This is a genomic window from Sphingomonas parapaucimobilis NBRC 15100 (assembly GCF_000787715.1).
Lineage (GTDB): Bacteria > Pseudomonadota > Alphaproteobacteria > Sphingomonadales > Sphingomonadaceae > Sphingomonas > Sphingomonas parapaucimobilis.
Genome location: NZ_BBPI01000005.1, coordinates 32964 through 50531, shown reverse-complemented (window position 1 = coordinate 50531; position 17568 = coordinate 32964). Strand labels below are relative to the sequence as shown.

The window sequence follows — 17568 nt, the reverse complement described above, 5'->3', positions numbered from 1 at the left end:
CATCGCTGCAGAGCCGTTGAAGAAACTGGTGGACGCACTTGGGCTCGAACCAAGGACCCGCTGATTAAGAGTCAGCTGCTCTACCAACTGAGCTATGCGTCCGTTCGTCACGCTCATCAGGCCGTCCGGCGGCCCGCCTCGTGATCGGGAGGCGCGCCTTTAGCAGGCCTGTGCCGCTTTGCAAATGCTTTTTGCGGATTTTTTGCCTTACCAGCGCGCGGGGCGGCGATTTTCACGGTCGATCGCCATCAATATGCCCAGGCACAACAGCACCGTCATCTGGGACGATCCGCCATAGCTGACCAGGGGCAGGGGGATGCCGACCACGGGTGCCAGGCCCATGACCATCATCAGGTTGACCATGACATAGATGAAGATGGTGGTCGACAACCCCGCCGCCGCCAGCCGGGCAAAGCGCGTCTGCGCCGCTTGCGCGACGTTCAGGCCCCAGCGGATGACGAGGATGAAGGCCAGGATCAGCAGGCAGCCGCCGACCAGCCCCCATTCTTCGGCCATGGTCGCGAAGACGAAGTCGGTGTGCCCCTCCGGCAGATAGTCGAGATGACTCTGGGTGCCGTTCAGAAACCCCTTGCCCCAGATGCCGCCCGATCCGATCGCGATCTTGGACTGGCTGATATGATAGCCGGTGCCCAGCGGATCGCTTTCCGGGTTCATGAAGATCAGCACGCGGTTGCGCTGATAATCGTGCAGCAGGAAGTTCACCGCCAGCGGCGCCGCGACCGCCAGCGCCATCGCCCCGCCGATGAACAGGCGCAGCGGCACGCCCGCGAGGAACATGACGGTCGCACCGCCCGCGCAGATCATCAGCGCGGTGCCCAGGTCGGGCTGCTTCATGACGAGCGCGGCGGGGACCGCGATCATCGCCGCGACGGGCCATATGCCGGAGAAGCGCCGTGTCTCGGCCGGGGGCATCAGTTCATAGAAGCGCGCCGCACCCAGCACGATGAACAGCTTCATCAACTCGGACGGCTGGAGCCGGATAAAGCCTACGTCCAGCCATCGCTGGCTGCCCCCGCGCACCGCGCCGAGCAGCTCGACCAGCACCAAGGCGACCACCAGCACCAGATAGCCCGGCATCGCAATCCGCCGCCACAGGTCGAGCGGCAGGCGCGACAGCACCAGCGACCCCGCCAGCAGGACGAAGAAGCGCACGCCCTGCGGCTTGGCCCAGGGGGTCAGCGATCCGCCCGCCGCCGAATAGAGGACGACCAGGCCGAAACAGCCGATCGCGGTGACCAGCAGGATCACGCGCCATGGCAATTGCGCGATGGGTTCGGGGATGATGCGGGGGCCGCTCATGGATTGGGGTCGCCTGCATCCTCGGGATCGGTTTCGCGTGTCGCCATCGCCTCGGCCTGCGCGTCGGAGACGTTGGTCGCGGCTTCGACCGCCGGTGCGTCGGTCGCCGCGCCCGCATCGGTCTTGGTCGCGGCGGCGGCGGGCTGGGGCGAGTGCGCCGCGCGATAAGCGGCTTCCTCGGCGCGCATCCGGGTGTTGATGTCACCGCCCCAGGTCTGCTCGCCTTCCGCCAGCGAGGCCAGTGCCCGGTCGCGATCGAACAAATAGGTCATGATGTCGCGCCCGATCAGCGGCGCGTCGAGATTGCGCACGGTATGGCCGTTATGCTCGAGCACGACGGCCGCCGCATAACGCGGATTGTCGGCGGGCGCGAAGCAGACGAGCAACGCGTGGTCGCGCAGCTTGAAGGGCAATTGCCCGTTCTTGAGAACGCCCATGCGCCGCTCGGCCATGGTGATGCGGCGCACCTGCGCGGTGCCGGTCTTGGCCGCCAGGCTGACGCCGGGCACCAGCATCCGCGCCGCGCCGCCGGTGCCGCCCTGGTTGACCACGCCGAACATGGCGTCGCGCACTACCGCCAGATGCTCGGAGGCGACGGGCAAAGCGGGGGCATCGAGATGAACCTGATGCGCCAGCATGCTGGGCTGGAGATGCCGCCCCGACGCCAGCCGCGCCGCCATCACCGCCAGCTGGAGCGGATTGGCCAGCACATAGCCCTGCCCGATCGACGCGTTGAGACCGTCGGCGACGGTCCATTTCGTCTTGTATTTCCTGAGCTTCCACGCCGCATCGGGCACGGTGCCGTAACGCTGGGTGCTGAGCGGCAGGTCGAATTTCTGCCCCAGCCCGACCATGCGCGCGATCGGCGCGATGCTGTCATAGCCCATGCGCCGGATCATCTCGTAGAAATAGATGTCGCAGCTCTGTTCGATGGCGCCCTTCAGGTTGAGTGCGCCGTGCCCGCCCCGCTTGTGGCAGTGGAAGACGCCGGTGCCGACCCGCATCGCGCCGGTGCAGAGCACGCGGTCGTTCGCGCCGACGCCCGCTTCCAGCAGTGCCAGGCCGTTCATCGGCTTGACGGTCGAACCGGGGGGATAGAGGCCCTGCGTCACCTTGTTCATCAAGGGCACATGGTCGTTTTCCGACAGCATCGACCATTCCAGATGGCTGATCCCGTCCGAAAAGCTGTTGGGGTCATAGGCGGGCATCGACACCATCGCCAACGTCTCGCCCGTACGGCAGTCGAGCACCACCGCCGACCCCGAATTGGTGCCCAGACGGCGTGCGGCATATTCCTGCAGCCCCGCATCGATGGTCAGGCGGATATTCTTGCCGGGCGTGTCGGGCCGTGTGGCGAGTTCGGCCACGACCTTGCCCCGCGCGGTCACTTCGACCCGCTTGGCGCCGGGCTTGCCGCGCAGATACGGCTCCAGCATCTTTTCCAGCCCGTCCTTGCCCAGCTTGAAGCCGGGGGTGACGAGCAGTTGGTCGTGCGTCGCCTTGAACTGTTCGGCGGTCGGCGTGCCGACATAGCCGGTCAGATGCGCGACGGCTGGGCCAGCCGGATAGAAACGCGCAAAGCCGCGCGTCGGCTGCACGCCGGGCAGTTCGGGCAGGCGGACGCTAACCGCCGCGAAGCGTTCCCAGTCGAGCCGCTCGGCGACCTGGACCGGCTGGAACCCGGCGGCATGTTCCAGATCGAGGCGGATGCGGTTCATCGCCTCGTCGTCCAGTTTCAGGATCCGGCGGAGAAGCTCCAGCACGCGGTCCTTGTCTTCCAGCCGGTCGGGGATGATGTCGACGCGGAAGTCGGTCCGGTTGTTGGCGATGGGCACGCCGTGCCGGTCGATCAGCCAGCCGCGACGCGGCGGGATCATCGTCGTGTTGACGCGGTTGCTCTCGGAGAGAAGATTGTACTTCTCGTTCTGCGCGATCGACAGCCACGCCATCCGCCCGGCCAGCAACAGCCCGACGCCCGCCTGTGCCGTGCCCAGCACGAAGGCGCGGCGCGAAAAGCTATAGGCCTGCGCGGCCTCGGTCATGATCCGGCCGGGGCGATCCATGCTCAGGCCCCTACCTCATTCCGGCCGCGTTTGCGATCGATCCACGCGACCAGCCTCGTGGCCATCGGGAACAGCAGGACGGTGATCGCGATCTGCAGGACCAGCGGCGCATCGACCTGCGCGCCGACCGGCACCGCCAGGAAACGCCCCGCGATCAGGCAGAAGGCGATGGCGCCGCTGGCGATCAGCCAATCCTGCCAGAAGTCGCGGAACACCAGCCGATGCTCGAACAGGTCGATCGCCAGCGAGGTCAGCGACCAGAGGAGCACGGCGGAACCGAGCGGTTGCCCCGATACCAGATCGTCGAACAGCCCAAGCGGCGCGGCGGCCCACAGGCGCAGTGCGAAACGCGCGACCAGCCGCCAGGCGAGCAGCATCAGCAGGCCCATCGGCGGCTGCAACGGGACGATCGCCACCACCGGCACGATGGCGGTCAGCGAACCGGCCATCACGGTCAGCCACGGCAGCGCACGGGCGCGGGCGGGGGGCAGTCCGGGGTCGAAGGGGTTATAGGTGTCGAGGGTCACGGCCGGGGTGCCGGCGCTGATGGCGGCATCGGCATGAAGGCGCGCTGAACGATCGCGAAATCCAGCGTGTCGGGATGGATGAAAGGTCGCGCCACCGCCACGTCGCCGCCATCGGTGCGGACGCGGGCGACCGGGATATTGGGGGCATAGAGCCCGCCGGTGCCCGATGTCACGAACAGGTCGCCCTTGCCCAGCCGGACATTGGTCGCCACCGACCGGACGTCGAGCGTCCCGTCGCCACGCCCGACCGCGATGGCGGGCATACCGTCCCGGGTGCGCCGTACCGGCACGATGCTCTCGGGATCGGTCAGCAGCAGGACGCGGGCCGCAGCGGGACCCGACTCGGTCACGCGTCCGATCAGCCCTTCCGGCCCGCGCACCGCCATGCCGGGTTCCACGCCCTGCCAGCGGCCTGCGTTGAGCAGCGCGAAGCGGCGGCCGCTGGCCCCGGTCGAGCTGACCAGCCGCGCGGTCACGATGGTATCGGGCGTGCGGTCGCGCACCGCCAGCAACCGGCGCAGGCGGCGGTTGTCCTGGGCGATGGTCCGCGCCGTCAGCAGGACCTTGCGCGACTGTTCGAGTTCGGCGCGCAGCCGGTCATTTTCGGAATGGACGAAGAAATAATGACCGATCGTATCGGGCACGCCGCTGATCGCGTCCCCGATCGCCACGAACGTGCCGGAGATGGGCGCGGTCACGCTGCCCAGCGTCATGCGCAGGGCGGCAAAGGCGGGCGGGTTGAAGGTCGATGCGACAAGCAGCACCGCACCCACCACCGCACCCGCCACCGCGAGCACATAGGCCAGGAAAGCTCCATATTGCCGCCGTCGCGAGAAACCGGTGCGACGGTCGCGGGCGGGCGCCATGCGCCGGTCCCCTTATGCTGGAGGTTAGCCGTTCAGCAGGACGCCGCGATACATCGGGTCTTCCAGCGCGCGGCCGGTGCCCAGCGCGACGCAGGTCAGCGGATCCTCCGCCACCGTCACCGGCAGACCGGTTTCGTCGCGCAGCACCTCGTCCAGCCCTTCCAGCAGCGCGCCGCCGCCGGTCAGGACGATGCCCTGGTCGACGATATCGGCGGCCAGTTCGGGCGCGGTGTTCTCCAGGGCGACACGGACGCCCTCGACGATGGTCGCGACCGGCTCGGACAGCGCCTCGGCGATCTGGCCCTGGTTGATCTGGATTTCCTTGGGCACCCCGTTGACGAGGTCACGGCCCTTGATCTGGATGGTCACGCCGATGCCGTCCGCCGGGGGACGCGCGATGCCGACTTCCTGCTTGATACGCTCGGCCGTGGCTTCGCCGATCAGCAGATTATGGTTGCGGCGCACATAGGATACGATGGACTCGTCCATCTTGTCGCCGCCGACGCGCACGCTCGTGGTATAGGCCAGGCCGCGCAAGCTCAGCACGGCGACTTCGGTCGTGCCGCCGCCGATATCGACGACCATCGAGCCGATCGGCTCGGTCACGGGCATGTCGGCGCCGATCGCGGCCGCCATCGGCTCCTCGATCAGGAAGACCTGGCTCGCACCCGCGTTCGAGGCGGCGTCACGGATCGCGCGGCGTTCCACCTTGGTCGAACCCGAGGGCACGCAGATCACGATCTCGGGCCAGCGCGCGAACTTGCGCGGGCCGTGGACCTTCAGGATGAAGTGCTTGATCATCTGCTCGGCGACGTCGATGTCCGCGATCACGCCGTCGCGAAGCGGGCGGATCGCCTCGATATTGCCGGGGGTCTTGCCCATCATCAGCTTGGCGTCGTCGCCGACCGCCTTGACCCGCTTGATGCCGTTGATCGTCTCGACCGCGACGACGGACGGCTCGTTCAGCACGATGCCGCGTCCGCGGACATAGACCACGGTGTTCGCGGTGCCGAGGTCGATCGCCATGTCTTGCGACATGAATTTCAAGAAGCGGGGGAGGGGCATCGAAGCTTTCGTTCCATCTATGGACCGGGTGGGCGTGGACTCATATCCCGAACCGCCGCCAAGAGCCGTCCCAAGAGCCTTCAAAGGCACCTGCACCGTCATTTGCGGGGTCGCGGGATGCCGTCGCTTGGGCTAGGGTTTGCCGCATGTCAATACGGCGTCTGCCTCCCCATCTCGTCAATCGTATCGCGGCCGGTGAAGTGGTGGAAAGGCCCGCCAGTGCGTTGAAGGAACTGGTCGAAAATTCCATCGATGCGGGCGCGACCCGGATCGCCGTGGCGATCGGTCAGGGGGGCATCGGCCGGATCGAGGTGGCCGATGACGGTTGCGGCATGTCGGCCGGGGACATGGCGCTGGCGCTGGAGCGGCACTGCACCTCCAAGCTGCCGGATGAGGCGATCGAATCGGTCGTAACCCTCGGATTTCGCGGCGAAGCTCTCCCCTCCATCGCCAGCGTCGCGCGGGTGACGATCGAAAGTCGCCCGGCGGGCCGCGACGGCTGGAGCCGGGTCGTCGACAATGGCGAGGTGCTGCGCGACGGCCCCGCCGCCGTGCCGCCGGGCACCCGCATCGTGGTCGAGGACTTGTTCGCGCGCGTGCCCGCACGCCGCAAGTTCCTGCGGTCGCCACGCTCGGAATATGCCGCCTGTCTCGACATGGTGCGCCGCCTGGCGATGGCGCGGCCGGATATCGCCTTCACGCTGGAGCATGACGGTCGCCGCGTGTTGACCGTGCCGGGGGGCGAGGAGCGGCCGGGGCGCGTCGCGGGTCTGACCGACCGCGCGCTGGCGGAGAATTCGGTTGCGATCGACTGGGTTCGCGATGCGGTGAGCCTGGGCGGCGTTGCCGGGCTGCCCACGTTCAACCGGGGGATCGCCGACCACCAATATCTGTTCGTCAACGGCCGACCGGTCCGCGATCGCCTATTAATGGGCGCGATCCGAGGGGCTTATGCCGAGATGCTGCCACGCGATCGCCACGCGGTCGTCGCGCTGTTCCTCGACATGCCGCCCTCTGAAGTCGATGTGAACGTCCACCCCGCCAAGACCGAGGTCCGCTTTCGCGATCCGGCGCTGATCCGGGGGATGATCGTCTCCGGCCTGCGCCGCGCGCTCGACGAGGCCGGGCATCGCAGCGTTCAGCGGCCCCCGGAATCGGCGCTTGCCATGTGGCAGAGCGAGGCGGTCGCCTCGCCCCTGGTGGCCCCGCCGCCCGCCGATGACTGGCCCCAGGCCGCGCCCGAAACGCGGGTCATGGAGCGCCAATCGCTCTTCGCCCCGCGCCCCGGCTTTTCGGCCCCCCCGCCGCTGGCCCGCGCCGAAGCCGCCTTCGCGCCGCCCCCCGAGGTCCGGCAATTCCCCATGGGCGTCGCGCGGGGGCAGGTCGCCAAGACCTATATCGTCGCGGAGGCGGAAGACGGGCTGGTGCTGGTCGACCAGCATGCCGCGCATGAGCGACTGGTGCTGGAGCGGATGCGCGCCGCGCTGACCGGCGGACGGATTGCGTCACAGGCGATGTTGATCCCCGAGGTGGTCGAACTGGACGAGCCCGCCTGCGACCGGCTGGAGGCGCGGGCCGAGGAACTGGCCGAGTTCGGGCTGGACTTGGAACGTTTCGGCCCCACCGCGATGCTGGTTCGCGCGACGCCCGCGCTGCTGGGGCAGAGCGATCCCAAGGGGCTTGTCAGTGACCTTGCCGACGAACTGGCGGCGTTCGACCAGGCCCTTTCCTTGCGCGAGCGGCTCGACCATGTCGCCGCGACCATGGCGTGTCACGGTTCGGTGCGCGCGGGCCGCATCCTGTCGGTCGCCGAGATGAACGCGCTGCTCCGCGAGATGGAGGTCACGCCGCATTCGGGGCAATGCAACCATGGTCGCCCGACCTGGGTGAAGTTGCAGCATGGCGATATCGAGAAGCTGTTCGGGCGGAAGTGACAGCTTCTTCGGGCACGCCGAAACGGAAGGTGCCTTTGAAGACGGATTGAAGCCATTGTCGACCGGGACCGTATCCAAACCTGACGGATGGCATCAGTCGTAGCTTGGGATGGAGCAGGGATGAACGATCACGCCATATCCCGCTATGTCGCAGCGTGGACGACATCGGCATGGGGCGACAATGCGTCGCTGGCATGGGAGATTGTCCCGCGTGCCGAAATTGTGGTTGCTCGGCGAATGGAGCATCTTGGCGACGGATATCTGCGGCATGACGGATTTCTTGTCCACCGTACCGCGAACGTCGAATCGGGGGTGACGCTGAAGGGGGTCGGGATCATCGGTCCACATTGCCAGGTCGCGACCGGCTGTTATCTGCGAGGCGGTGTCAGCCTCGCGGCAAATTCTACGCTTGGCCCCCACTGCAAGGTCAAGAGCAGTTTGATATTCGATGGCGCGGCGTTGGCCCATCTCAACTTCGTCGGCGACTCCATTGTCGGGGCGGGCGTCAATATCGAAGCGGGGGCGATAGTCGCCAATCATCGCAACGAGCTAACCGACAAAATCATTCGTATCGCCGTACCGTCGGGTGTGATCGATACGGGTGTCACAAAGTTCGGTGCGTTGATCGGTGACGGGGTCAGGATTGGCGCGAATGCCGTGATTGCCCCCGGTGCGCTGCTTCGACCAGGTGCGGTCGTGGGGCGATTGGAACTGGTCGACCAATATCATGGCGGATCGCATGAAGCCCCCTCCATTGCCAACATGACCCGGCAAGGCGAATGAGTGATGAAGCGTCGATCAGGATTACATGATCGCTCGAAACATCACTTAATCGACGACAAACCGATCATATATGGCGACGAATTGAAAAAAATTGGTCCCGCTCGTTCATCGTAACGCAACTTTTACACGGTGCCGGCTATTATCGATTTCAAGAGAAGCTTGGACAGTTTTTGCCATGAAGCACGTCATGCCACTGATTTTTGCGTTGATCCCGCTGGCCGCCATGGTTGGTGCCTGCGTCACCTGTCCTTGAACCGAAGCGCGCGGGTCTTCAGCGCGCTTCGCCACCATCTCCCAAGACGCGAAAAGGGGCCGCCCGGACATGCCGGACGGCCCTTTCTTTGTCGGCGGAAGGCCGAAGCGCTGGGGATCAGCCCTGCGCTTCTTCCTGCTCCGGCTGAACCTCGGCGGTGGCGCCGGGCTCTGCGTTGGGATCGTAATCCTCGGTAAAGCCGGCTTCGTCACGCTCGAACATCGAGGCCATGACGTCGACGCCCTGCGCCTGCATTTCGGCCTCTTCCGGCGAGCGGGCGACGTTGACCTTGACGGTCACGGCCACTTCCGGGTGAAGCGCGACGCGCACGTCGTACACGCCGATCGCCTTGATCGGACGGTCGAGCACGATCTGGCTCTTGTTGACCTTGTGGCCATCGGCGACCAGCGCCTCTACCAGGTCACGCACCGCGACCGAGCCGTACAGCTGGCCGACGTTCGACGCCTGACGGATCAGGGTGACGGTGGCGTTCTCGAAGGTCTTCGACTCGACCTCGGCCTCGGCGCGACGGTTCGCGTTCTCGGCTTCGATGCGGGCGCGGTTGGCCTCGAACACCTTCTTGTTGGCTTCGTTGGCGCGCAGCGCCTTCTTGCGCGGCAGCAGGAAGTTACGGGCATAGCCGTCCTTCACCGTCACCACGTCGCCGATGGCGCCGAGCTTCTCGACGCGCTCAAGCAGAATAACGTTCATCTGTAAGACCCCTTACTTCACGACGTAGGGCAGGAGGCCCAGGTGACGGGCGCGCTTGATCGCCTGAGCCAGCTCGCGCTGCTTCTTGGCCGACACGCTGGTGATGCGCGAAGGCACGATCTTGCCGCGCTCGGACACGAAGCCCTGAAGCAGACGGACGTCCTTATAGTCGATCCGGGGCGCGTCCTTCGCGGAGAAGGGGCAGCTCTTGCGGCGACGGAAAAACGGGCGGGCCATTATGCGGCTTCCTCTTCACGATCACGACGGGGGCGGTCAGCGCGGTCGGGGCGTTCGCCACGATCGGCACGACGCTCGCGGTCGCGCTCCTGCTTGCGCATCATCACCGACGGACCTTCTTCATGGCCGTCAACCTTGACGGTCATGTAGCGGATCACGTCTTCGTTGATCTGGGTCTGGCGCTCCAGCTCGGCGACGACACCCGCGGGGGCGTCGATTTCGAGCATGACGTAATGCGCCTTGCGGTTCTTGGCGATCTTGTACGCCAGCGAACGCAGGCCCCAGGTCTCGGTCTTCACGACCTTGCCCTGATTGTCCTCGACGATCTTCGTGGCGGCTTCCGCCAGCGCGTCCACCTGCGCCTGTGCCAGATCCTGGCGCGCAAGGAACACGTGCTCGTAAAGAGCCATGCAGCTTACCTTATGTTGGCCGATCGCTGACGCCCACCCCATGTGGCGCGCCCCTCCGGCTGTCTTCCATACTTCAATACCGTCACGCCAAAATGGCATGAGGGCGGGTGAAGCAGGTGCTTCCCGCCCAATGGTGCGCTGGCTCATAGCGGATCGTGGCCAAAAGGCAAGCGCGGAAGGGGGCGTGCTCTTGCCAGCCATGCCGGACCTTTCTACCGCGCGGGCCATCCTATTACTGTTTGATGGCAGATACGAACATGCGTGCATTCATCTTTCCGGGCCAGGGCAGCCAGGCCGTCGGCATGGGCAAGGCGCTGGCCGAGGCGAGCCCCGTCGCCCGCGAGGTGTTCCAGGAGGTCGACGAGGCGCTGGGCCAGCATCTCTATCGCCTGATGGTCGAAGGCCCCGCCGACGAACTGACCCTGACCGAGAATGCACAACCTGCGATCATGGCCAACGCGATTGCGACCCTGCGCGTGCTGGAGAAGGAAGGCGGCGTACGCTTGTCCGAAAAGGCCGATTTCGTCGCTGGCCATTCGCTGGGCGAATATACCGCGCTGTGTGCGGCCGATGCGATCGACCTGCCGACGACGGCACGCCTGCTGAAGCTGCGTGGCCGGGCGATGCAGGCGGCGGTGCCGGTGGGCGAGGGGGCGATGGCGGCGCTGCTCGGCGCGGACCTGGAAAAGGCGAAGACGATCGCAGGTGCGGCGGTCGACGCGATCTTGGCCGAGGGCGGCGAGGAACTGGTCTGCACGGTCGCCAACGACAACGACCCGTCGCAGGTGGTGATCTCCGGCCACCGCGCGGCGATCGAGAAGGCGGTGGCGCTGGCCAAGGACCTGGGGGCCAAGCGCGCCGTCCTGCTGCCGGTGTCGGCGCCGTTCCACTGCCCGCTGATGCAGCCCGCCGCCGATGCGATGGACGCCGCGCTGGCCGAGGCGACGATCCGCGCGCCGCTGGTGCCGGTCTACGCCAATGTCGAGGCGGCGCCGGTCGCCGATCCGGGCGCGATCCGCGCGCTGCTGGTGGCGCAGGTGACGGGCATGGTCCGCTGGCGCGAATCGGTGCTGGCGATGCAGGATGCGGGCGTGACGCAGTGCGTCGAATTCGGCGGCAAGGTGCTCGGCCCCATGGTCAAGCGTATCGCGCCGGACGTCGATGCGGTCAGCGTGGTGACGATGGACGATATCGAGGGGCTTCTGGCGAAATTTTGATTTCGCGCGGAGACGCGGAGGCGCGGAGATGCAGGATATAGACGAAATCAGTGGAGCCGTTCTCGATGTTGCGCTGCATATGCACCGCGATTTGGGGCCGGGGCTGCTTGAGAGCGTTTATGAAACTGTTCTGGCGGGCAAGTTGGGGCGAATGGGATTTCGGGTTGCGCGACAGCGGCCGGTAGACATTCATTTTGACGGCATGACCTTTGACGCCGCTTTTCGTATCGATCTCCTTGTTGACGAGCGACTGCTCGTCGAAATCAAATCGGTTGAGCGGCTTACCGCCGCTCATGCCAAGCAATTGCTGACCTATTTGAGACTGACCGGGCAGCCGGTCGGCCTGCTGATTAACTTTGGCGGCGCAACGCTGAGAGAAGGGGTGCGACGGATCGTCAATTCCCACACTCCCTCCGCGTCTCCGCGTCTCCGCGTGAACCAAAGAATCGGAGAATGAGCATGTTCGACCTGACAGGAATGACCGCCCTCGTGACCGGCGCATCGGGCGGCCTGGGTTCCGCTGTGGCGAAGGCGCTGGCGGCGCAGGGGGCCAAGCTGGCGCTGTCCGGCTCCAATATCGACAAGCTGGAGGCGTTTCGCGCCGAACTGGGCGGCGATCATGTCACGGTGCCGTGCAACCTGTCCGACCCCGCCGCCGTCGATGCGTTGATCCCGCAGGCGGTCGAGGCACTTGGCGGCAAGCTCGACATCCTGGTCAACAATGCGGGTGTCACCCGCGACAATCTGACCATGCGGATGAAGGACGAGGAGTGGGACCAGGTCATCCGCGTCAACCTGGAGGCGACCTTCCGCCTGATCCGCGCCGCCGCCAAGCCGATGATGAAGGCGCGCTTCGGCCGCATCATCTCGATCACCTCGATCGTCGGCGCGACCGGCAATCCGGGCCAGGCCAATTATGCCGCGTCCAAGGCGGGCATCGTCGGCATGTCCAAGGCGGTGGCGCAGGAACTTGCCAGCCGCAACATCACCGTCAACTGCGTGGCGCCCGGCTTCATGCGCTCGGCGATGACCGACGTTCTTCCTGAAGCGCAGAAGGCCGCGCTGCTGGGCAAGATTCCGGCGGGTGACCTGGGCAAGGGCGAGGATATCGGGGCCGCCGTCGTCTATCTGGCGTCGAAGGAGGCGGGCTATGTCACCGGCCAGACGCTGCACGTCAACGGCGGCATGGCGATGCTCTGAGCCCGCAAAAAGGGCTCGAATGATCCGATCCTACACCAAGTCCGTCGCTGGACGGGCTTGCCAGACTAGGGCGCGCGTTCTACGTGCGTTCAGCAAGTATCAACCCCCGATGAATTACGAGAAGGGATTACCATGAGCGAGACCGCCGACCGCGTGAAGAAGATCGTCGTCGAGCATCTCGGCGTCGAAGCCGACAAGGTGACCGAGGACGCGAGCTTCATCGACGACCTCGGTGCCGACAGCCTCGACATCGTCGAGCTCGTCATGGCGTTCGAGGAAGAGTTCGGTGTCGAAATCCCGGACGATGCCGCCGAGAAGATCACGACCGTCAAGGACGCGATCACCTATATCGACGAGAACAAGGCCTAATACCGGGGCCTCGGCCCGCAGATGATGCGGGCCGAACGGGTCGCAAGACCAGGTTTCAAGCGGCTCCCCGACCCCGACTAGCGGGCGGGGAGCCGTTTTCGTTTGGGAATGGAGTGGAATATGCGGCGCGTCGTCGTCACCGGTCTGGGTCTTGTCACGCCACTGGGCGCGGACGTCGAAACCGCCTGGGCCAATCTGATCGCTGGAAAGTCGGGCGCGGGGACGATCACCCGCTTCGACACGACGGGGCAGAAATGCACCATCGCGTGCGAGGTGAAGCCCAAGGACCATGAATATGGCTTCGATCCCGACAAGCGCGTCGACCACAAGGTCCAGCGCCAGGTCGATCCGTTCATCGTCTATGGCATCGACGCCGCCGGACAGGCGCTGGAAGACGCGGGTCTCACCGAGATGGATGAGGCGACGAAGCTGCGTGCGGGCGTGTCGATCGGTTCGGGCATCGGCGGCCTGCCGGGCATCGAGATCGAATCGGTCAACCTGCATGAGCGTGGTCCCGGCCGGGTCAGCCCGCACTTCGTGCATGGCCGCCTGATCAACCTGATCTCGGGCCAGGTCAGCATCAAATACGGCCTGATGGGGCCGAACCATGCGGTCGTCACCGCCTGTTCGACCGGCGCGCATTCGATCGGCGACGCGGCGCGGATGATCCGCGACGACGATGCCGACATCATGCTGGCGGGTGGCGCGGAAAGCACGATCAACCCGCTCGGCGTGGCAGGCTTCGCCCAGGCGCGCGCGCTCAACATGAGCATGAACGACCGCCCGACCGAGGCGAGCCGCCCCTATGACAAGGGCCGCGACGGCTTCGTGATGGGCGAGGGCGCGGGTGTCGTCGTGCTGGAGGAATATGAGCACGCCAAGGCGCGCGGCGCGAAGATCTATGCCGAAGTCGTCGGCTATGGCCTGTCGGGCGACGCCTATCACGTCACCGCGCCGCATCCCGAGGGCAAGGGTGCCGAGAACGCCATGCGCATGGCGCTGCGCAAGGCGGGAATGGAGCCGTCGGACATCGACTATATCAACGCGCATGGCACCTCGACCATGGCCGACACGATCGAACTGGCCGCGGCCAAGCGCGTGTTCGGTGACGATCTGTCGGGTGCGTCGATGTCGAGCACCAAGTCGGCGATCGGCCACTTGCTGGGCGGTGCCGGTGCGGTGGAGAGCATCTTCTGCATCCTCGCGCTGCGCGACCAGATCGTGCCGCCGACACTGAACCTCGACAATCCCGATGAGGGCACCGAGGGCGTCGATCTGGTGCCGCACAAGGCCAAGAAGCGTGAGGTGAAGGCGGTGCTGAACAACTCGTTCGGCTTCGGCGGCACCAATGCTTCGCTGGTGATGAAGGCGGTCTGATCGGCCCAACCGCCGTTCGTGAGGGGCGGGGTCGTTGTGTTCCGGGGGATTCCCGTGGCCTTCGACTTCGCTCAGGCTGAACGGCGGTGGTGCGCCCCCATCCCCTGTGTTCCGCCCAGTGCCCGGACCTCCGTTCCGCCTGAGCGAAGTCGAAGGCCAAGGGATAAAGGGTGAGGTCAGGGCGTGCACTTCGACGTCGCTCAGCGCGAACGGAGGGCAGCGATAGAATTCCAACCCCGGCACCGGCCGGGTCCGCTTGCAAAATGGTTCGGCCCGCGCCATCGGGCGGCCAAGCGAGCGGACCCGGATCGGTGCCGGGGTTGTTCCATGTCCGGGCCTGGGCGCCCTAGTCAAAACCGGGTGAGATATGCGCAAGGTCGGCTGTATCGGGTTGCTGCTGGGGCTGATCGGCATCGCCGTCTTTGCCTGGGTCGCGCATGACTGGGCGGGCAGCGGTCCGGCGGAGAAGCCGCTGGCGGTCGTCGTGCCCGAAGGGGCCAGCCTGGCCCGCGCGGCCAACGAATTGCAAAAGGCGGGCGCGATCCGCTCGGCCAGCCGCTTTCGCCTCTATGCCCGGATTTTCGGCGATGGCGGCGCGATCAAGGCGGGCGAATATGCCATTCCCGAACAGGCCAGCGCGCATGACGTCCTGACCCTGCTGCAGGAGGGCAAGGTTCGCCAGCGGCTGGTGCCGGTGCCCGAGGGCTATCCCTCGGTGCTGGTCCATGACGCGCTGTTGCGGGCCGATGGGCTGACCGGCGACGTGCCGGTCCCCGCCGAAGGATCGGTCCTGCCCGACAGCTATGCCTATCAGAAGGGCGACACCCGTGCCTCGGTGGTGGCGCGGATGCAGAAGGCGATGAAGGACTATCTTGCCCAGGCCTGGGCCGAACGGAAGCCCGGCATCGCGGTGAGAACCCCGCAGGAGGCGATCATCCTCGCCTCGATCGTCGAGAAGGAGACGGCCAAGCCCTCCGAGCGGCGGACTGTGGCGGCGGTCTATGGCAACCGACTGCGCATCGGCATGCCGCTTCAGGCCGATCCGACCGTGATCTATCCGATCACCAAGGGGCGCCCGCTCGGCCGCCGGATCCTGCGGTCGGAACTGCACGCCAAGAACGGCTACAACACCTATGCCAGCCCCGGCCTGCCGGTCGGCCCGATCGCCAATCCGGGCCGCGCCTCGATCGACGCGGTGCTGAACCCGGCGGACAGCAAGGCGCTGTATTTCGTGGCGGACGGATCGGGCGGGCATGTCTTTGCGGACACGCTGGCCGAACATAACGCCAATGTGCAGAAATGGTACGCGATCCGCCGCCAGCGCGGCGAGATGTAAGCGTCAGCGCGCCTCGTCCTTGAGGCGTTGTGCGACCTTGCGCTGTGACGCATCCGCATAGGCCCGACAGGCGCCGGGCTTCGTCAGGAACCGGCTGGTCGCGCCGTCCTGATCGGCATGGGCGGTAATCAATATATCGCAGGGCAGGGCGCGCATCGCCGCCTGACCGCGCGCGAAGGCCGCCACCACCGCCTTGTTCGCCGGGGCGGAGAAGCGATAATCGTCGGTCGACACCGGGTTCAGGCTGGAGGCAAAGACGATCGTCTTGCACCGTTGGCCTTCGCAGGCGCGCCAGCTCCAGCTCATGCTGCCCATGGTGTGGCCCGGCGTCGCCCGTGCGGTGAGGATGGTGTTGCCCAAGGGCAGTCGTCCGCCGTCGCGAACCACCTTCACCGTGCGAACGGACGGGAAGCGGCTGTCATAGCCCCGCTGCGGGTCGTCGGCCGCCAGCCGCCCGGTGCGCAGTCCTTCGGCCCCGCGCGGACTGGCGATGACGGTCGCACCGGTATCGCGGGCGAGCGCCGCCAAACCACCCGCATGGTCGAAATGCGGCTCGGTGCTGAGAATATATTTGATATCATGGGGAGCGAAGCCGAGCTTCCTGACATTCGCCAGGATGGCAGGCGCGGCTTGGGGAAGGGCGCCGTCGATCAGGATCAGGCCCTTGCCCGTATCGATCAGCGCGACGTTCAGTCCGCCAAAGCCGACCAGATAGCTATGGCCGAAGACCTTCACCGGCGGGCGGGGGGCGAGCCAATCGGCGGTGTGGTCCGTCACGATCGGCTTGGTCAGGGGATCGGGTGCCCGAGGCATGGCAGGCGCGGAGACGATGGCGATCAGCGAAAGCAGGGTCGGTCTGGCAAGCATGGCGTATCTCCTTCGTCCGGCATCATGAAGCGGGTCGGCAGGGCCTACAAAGCATCTTCCCTCGACAGAGCCATGAGGGAAATTCATGATGAGGCATGGACCGCGCCCAAATCCCGCTGAACGCCCTGCGCGCTTTCGAGGCGGCGGCGCGGCATCTGAACTTTACCCGTGCCGCGATCGAGCTGTGCGTCAGCCAGGGCGCGGTCAGCCATCAGGTCGCGGCTCTCGAAAAGCGGCTGGGTGCGCGGCTGTTCCACCGGCTGCCGCGTGGACTGGCGCTGACCGATGACGGCCATGCGCTGGTCCCGGTGCTGGCCGAGACGTTCGACAGGATCGGGGCGACGCTGGATCGGTTTGCCGACGGGCGCTTCCAATATACGCTGGGGCTGGGCGTGGTGGGGACCTTCGCGACCGGATGGCTGCTCGAGCGGCTGGACGATTTCGCCGCGACCCATCCGCACATCGATGTTCGCGTGTCGATCAATAACAACCGCGTCGATCTGGCCGGGGAGGGCCTCGATTACGCGATCCGGTTCGGCGACGGGGCGTGGCACGGCACCCATGCCGAGCCATTGCAGGCGGCGCCGCTGACGCCCCTATGCTCGCCCCGGATCGCAGGGCGCTTGCGGCAACCTGCCGATCTGGCACGCGAAAGGCTGTTGCGGTCCTACCGGGTCAGCGAGTGGGAGCGCTGGTTCGACGCCGCTGGCGTTCCGTCGCCTGCCTTGCGTGGGCCGATGTTCGACAGTTCGGCGCTGATGGCGGGGGCGGCGATGGCGGGGTTGGGCGTGGCGCTGGCGCCGCGCGCGATGTTCCTGCGCGAGCTGGCGGCGGAGCGACTGGTCCAGCCCTTTGCGCTCGAGATCGATGCGGGGCGTTACTGGCTGACGCGGTTGCTGTCGCGCAAGGAAGGGCTTGCGATGCGAGCATTTCGGCAGTGGTTGCTGGGGGCGGTAGAGGTAATTCCTCCCCTGCAAGGGGAGGCGGACCATGCGCAACATGGTGGAGGGGTGTCGCCCTCTCGATAGCGGGA

18 protein-coding genes and 1 tRNA gene are annotated in these 17568 nt (G+C 66.3%); 9 read left to right on the top strand and 10 right to left on the bottom strand.

Annotated features, from left to right (window positions below; genetic code table 11):
- Nucleotides 1-26: 26 nt before the first annotated feature.
- The 6 genes from SP5_RS01120 to SP5_RS01095 form a co-directional block, all read right to left on the bottom strand.
- A tRNA-Lys gene (locus tag SP5_RS01120) sits at nucleotides 27-102 on the bottom strand.
- A 105-nt stretch (nucleotides 103-207) separates the two neighbouring features.
- On the bottom strand, nucleotides 208-1320 hold the full coding sequence (gene rodA / locus SP5_RS01115; RefSeq protein ID WP_042482843.1) for a rod shape-determining protein RodA: 1113 nt from the start codon (nucleotides 1318-1320) through the stop codon (nucleotides 208-210).
- Nucleotides 1317-3383 (bottom strand): penicillin-binding protein 2, encoded by a 2067-nt coding sequence (mrdA, locus tag SP5_RS01110; RefSeq protein ID WP_042482840.1) that lies wholly within the window; start codon nucleotides 3381-3383, stop codon nucleotides 1317-1319. Before mrdA ends, rodA begins: the two co-directional genes overlap by 4 nt.
- Before the next feature lie 2 nt (nucleotides 3384-3385).
- Entirely contained in the window at nucleotides 3386-3910 is a 525-nt protein-coding gene (locus tag SP5_RS01105; protein WP_042482837.1) for a rod shape-determining protein MreD, read from the bottom strand.
- Nucleotides 3907-4776, bottom strand: a complete 870-nt coding sequence (locus tag SP5_RS01100; protein ID WP_042482835.1) for a rod shape-determining protein MreC — start codon at nucleotides 4774-4776, stop codon at nucleotides 3907-3909. The genes SP5_RS01105 and SP5_RS01100 overlap by 4 nt, the downstream gene beginning before the upstream one ends.
- 24 nt (nucleotides 4777-4800) lie before the next feature.
- Nucleotides 4801-5841, bottom strand: coding sequence for a rod shape-determining protein (locus SP5_RS01095; protein ID WP_042482832.1), 1041 nt, complete (start codon nucleotides 5839-5841; stop codon nucleotides 4801-4803).
- Nucleotides 5842-5987: 146 nt separating this feature from the next.
- Here SP5_RS01095 and mutL point away from each other — a divergent pair, with 146 nt between their 5' ends.
- Complete coding sequence (gene mutL / locus SP5_RS01090; RefSeq protein WP_042482830.1) at nucleotides 5988-7775, top strand: DNA mismatch repair endonuclease MutL; 1788 nt, start codon at nucleotides 5988-5990, stop codon at nucleotides 7773-7775.
- A 120-nt stretch (nucleotides 7776-7895) separates the two neighbouring features.
- Nucleotides 7896-8558: an LbetaH domain-containing protein gene (locus tag SP5_RS01085; RefSeq protein WP_042482828.1), complete on the top strand. Its 663-nt coding sequence runs from the start codon at nucleotides 7896-7898 to the stop codon at nucleotides 8556-8558.
- A 370-nt stretch (nucleotides 8559-8928) separates the two neighbouring features.
- Here SP5_RS01085 and rplI read toward each other — a convergent pair whose 3' ends face one another.
- From rplI to rpsF, 3 genes are read right to left on the bottom strand one after another with little or no spacing between them, the layout of a single operon-like run.
- Nucleotides 8929-9522 (bottom strand): 50S ribosomal protein L9, encoded by a 594-nt coding sequence (gene rplI, locus SP5_RS01080; protein WP_042482825.1) that lies wholly within the window; start codon nucleotides 9520-9522, stop codon nucleotides 8929-8931.
- Between the two features lie 12 nt (nucleotides 9523-9534).
- Nucleotides 9535-9759, bottom strand: coding sequence for a 30S ribosomal protein S18 (gene rpsR / locus SP5_RS01075; RefSeq protein ID WP_007403456.1), 225 nt, complete (start codon nucleotides 9757-9759; stop codon nucleotides 9535-9537).
- On the bottom strand, nucleotides 9759-10169 hold the full coding sequence (gene rpsF, locus SP5_RS01070; RefSeq protein ID WP_037567458.1) for a 30S ribosomal protein S6: 411 nt from the start codon (nucleotides 10167-10169) through the stop codon (nucleotides 9759-9761). Before rpsF ends, rpsR begins: the two co-directional genes overlap by 1 nt.
- Before the next feature lie 257 nt (nucleotides 10170-10426).
- Here rpsF and fabD point away from each other — a divergent pair, with 257 nt between their 5' ends.
- From fabD to mltG, 6 genes are all read left to right on the top strand, one after another.
- The gene (gene fabD / locus SP5_RS01065; RefSeq protein WP_042483002.1) at nucleotides 10427-11386 is read left to right on the top strand and encodes an ACP S-malonyltransferase; all 960 of its coding nucleotides are present in this window, start codon (nucleotides 10427-10429) and stop codon (nucleotides 11384-11386) included.
- Nucleotides 11387-11414: 28 nt separating this feature from the next.
- The gene (locus SP5_RS01060; protein ID WP_042482822.1) at nucleotides 11415-11843 is read left to right on the top strand and encodes a GxxExxY protein; all 429 of its coding nucleotides are present in this window, start codon (nucleotides 11415-11417) and stop codon (nucleotides 11841-11843) included.
- A 2-nt stretch (nucleotides 11844-11845) separates the two neighbouring features.
- Nucleotides 11846-12586: a 3-oxoacyl-[acyl-carrier-protein] reductase gene (fabG, locus tag SP5_RS01055; RefSeq protein ID WP_042482821.1), complete on the top strand. Its 741-nt coding sequence runs from the start codon at nucleotides 11846-11848 to the stop codon at nucleotides 12584-12586.
- Nucleotides 12587-12718: 132 nt separating this feature from the next.
- Nucleotides 12719-12955, top strand: a complete 237-nt coding sequence (locus tag SP5_RS01050) for an acyl carrier protein (RefSeq protein WP_007403554.1) — start codon at nucleotides 12719-12721, stop codon at nucleotides 12953-12955.
- Nucleotides 12956-13075: 120 nt separating this feature from the next.
- Nucleotides 13076-14332: a beta-ketoacyl-ACP synthase II gene (fabF, locus tag SP5_RS01045; protein WP_042483000.1), complete on the top strand. Its 1257-nt coding sequence runs from the start codon at nucleotides 13076-13078 to the stop codon at nucleotides 14330-14332.
- A 367-nt stretch (nucleotides 14333-14699) separates the two neighbouring features.
- The gene (mltG, locus tag SP5_RS01040) at nucleotides 14700-15668 is read left to right on the top strand and encodes an endolytic transglycosylase MltG (protein WP_042482818.1); all 969 of its coding nucleotides are present in this window, start codon (nucleotides 14700-14702) and stop codon (nucleotides 15666-15668) included.
- 3 nt (nucleotides 15669-15671) lie between these two features.
- Here the strand turns inward: mltG and bla are convergent, their stop codons facing one another.
- The gene (gene bla, locus SP5_RS01035) at nucleotides 15672-16535 is read right to left on the bottom strand and encodes a subclass B3 metallo-beta-lactamase (RefSeq protein WP_042482816.1); all 864 of its coding nucleotides are present in this window, start codon (nucleotides 16533-16535) and stop codon (nucleotides 15672-15674) included.
- Between the two features lie 95 nt (nucleotides 16536-16630).
- On the opposite strand from bla, the gene SP5_RS01030 reads away from it, so the two are divergent.
- Complete coding sequence (locus SP5_RS01030) at nucleotides 16631-17563, top strand: LysR family transcriptional regulator (RefSeq protein WP_042482813.1); 933 nt, start codon at nucleotides 16631-16633, stop codon at nucleotides 17561-17563.
- Nucleotides 17564-17568: the final 5 nt, after the last annotated feature.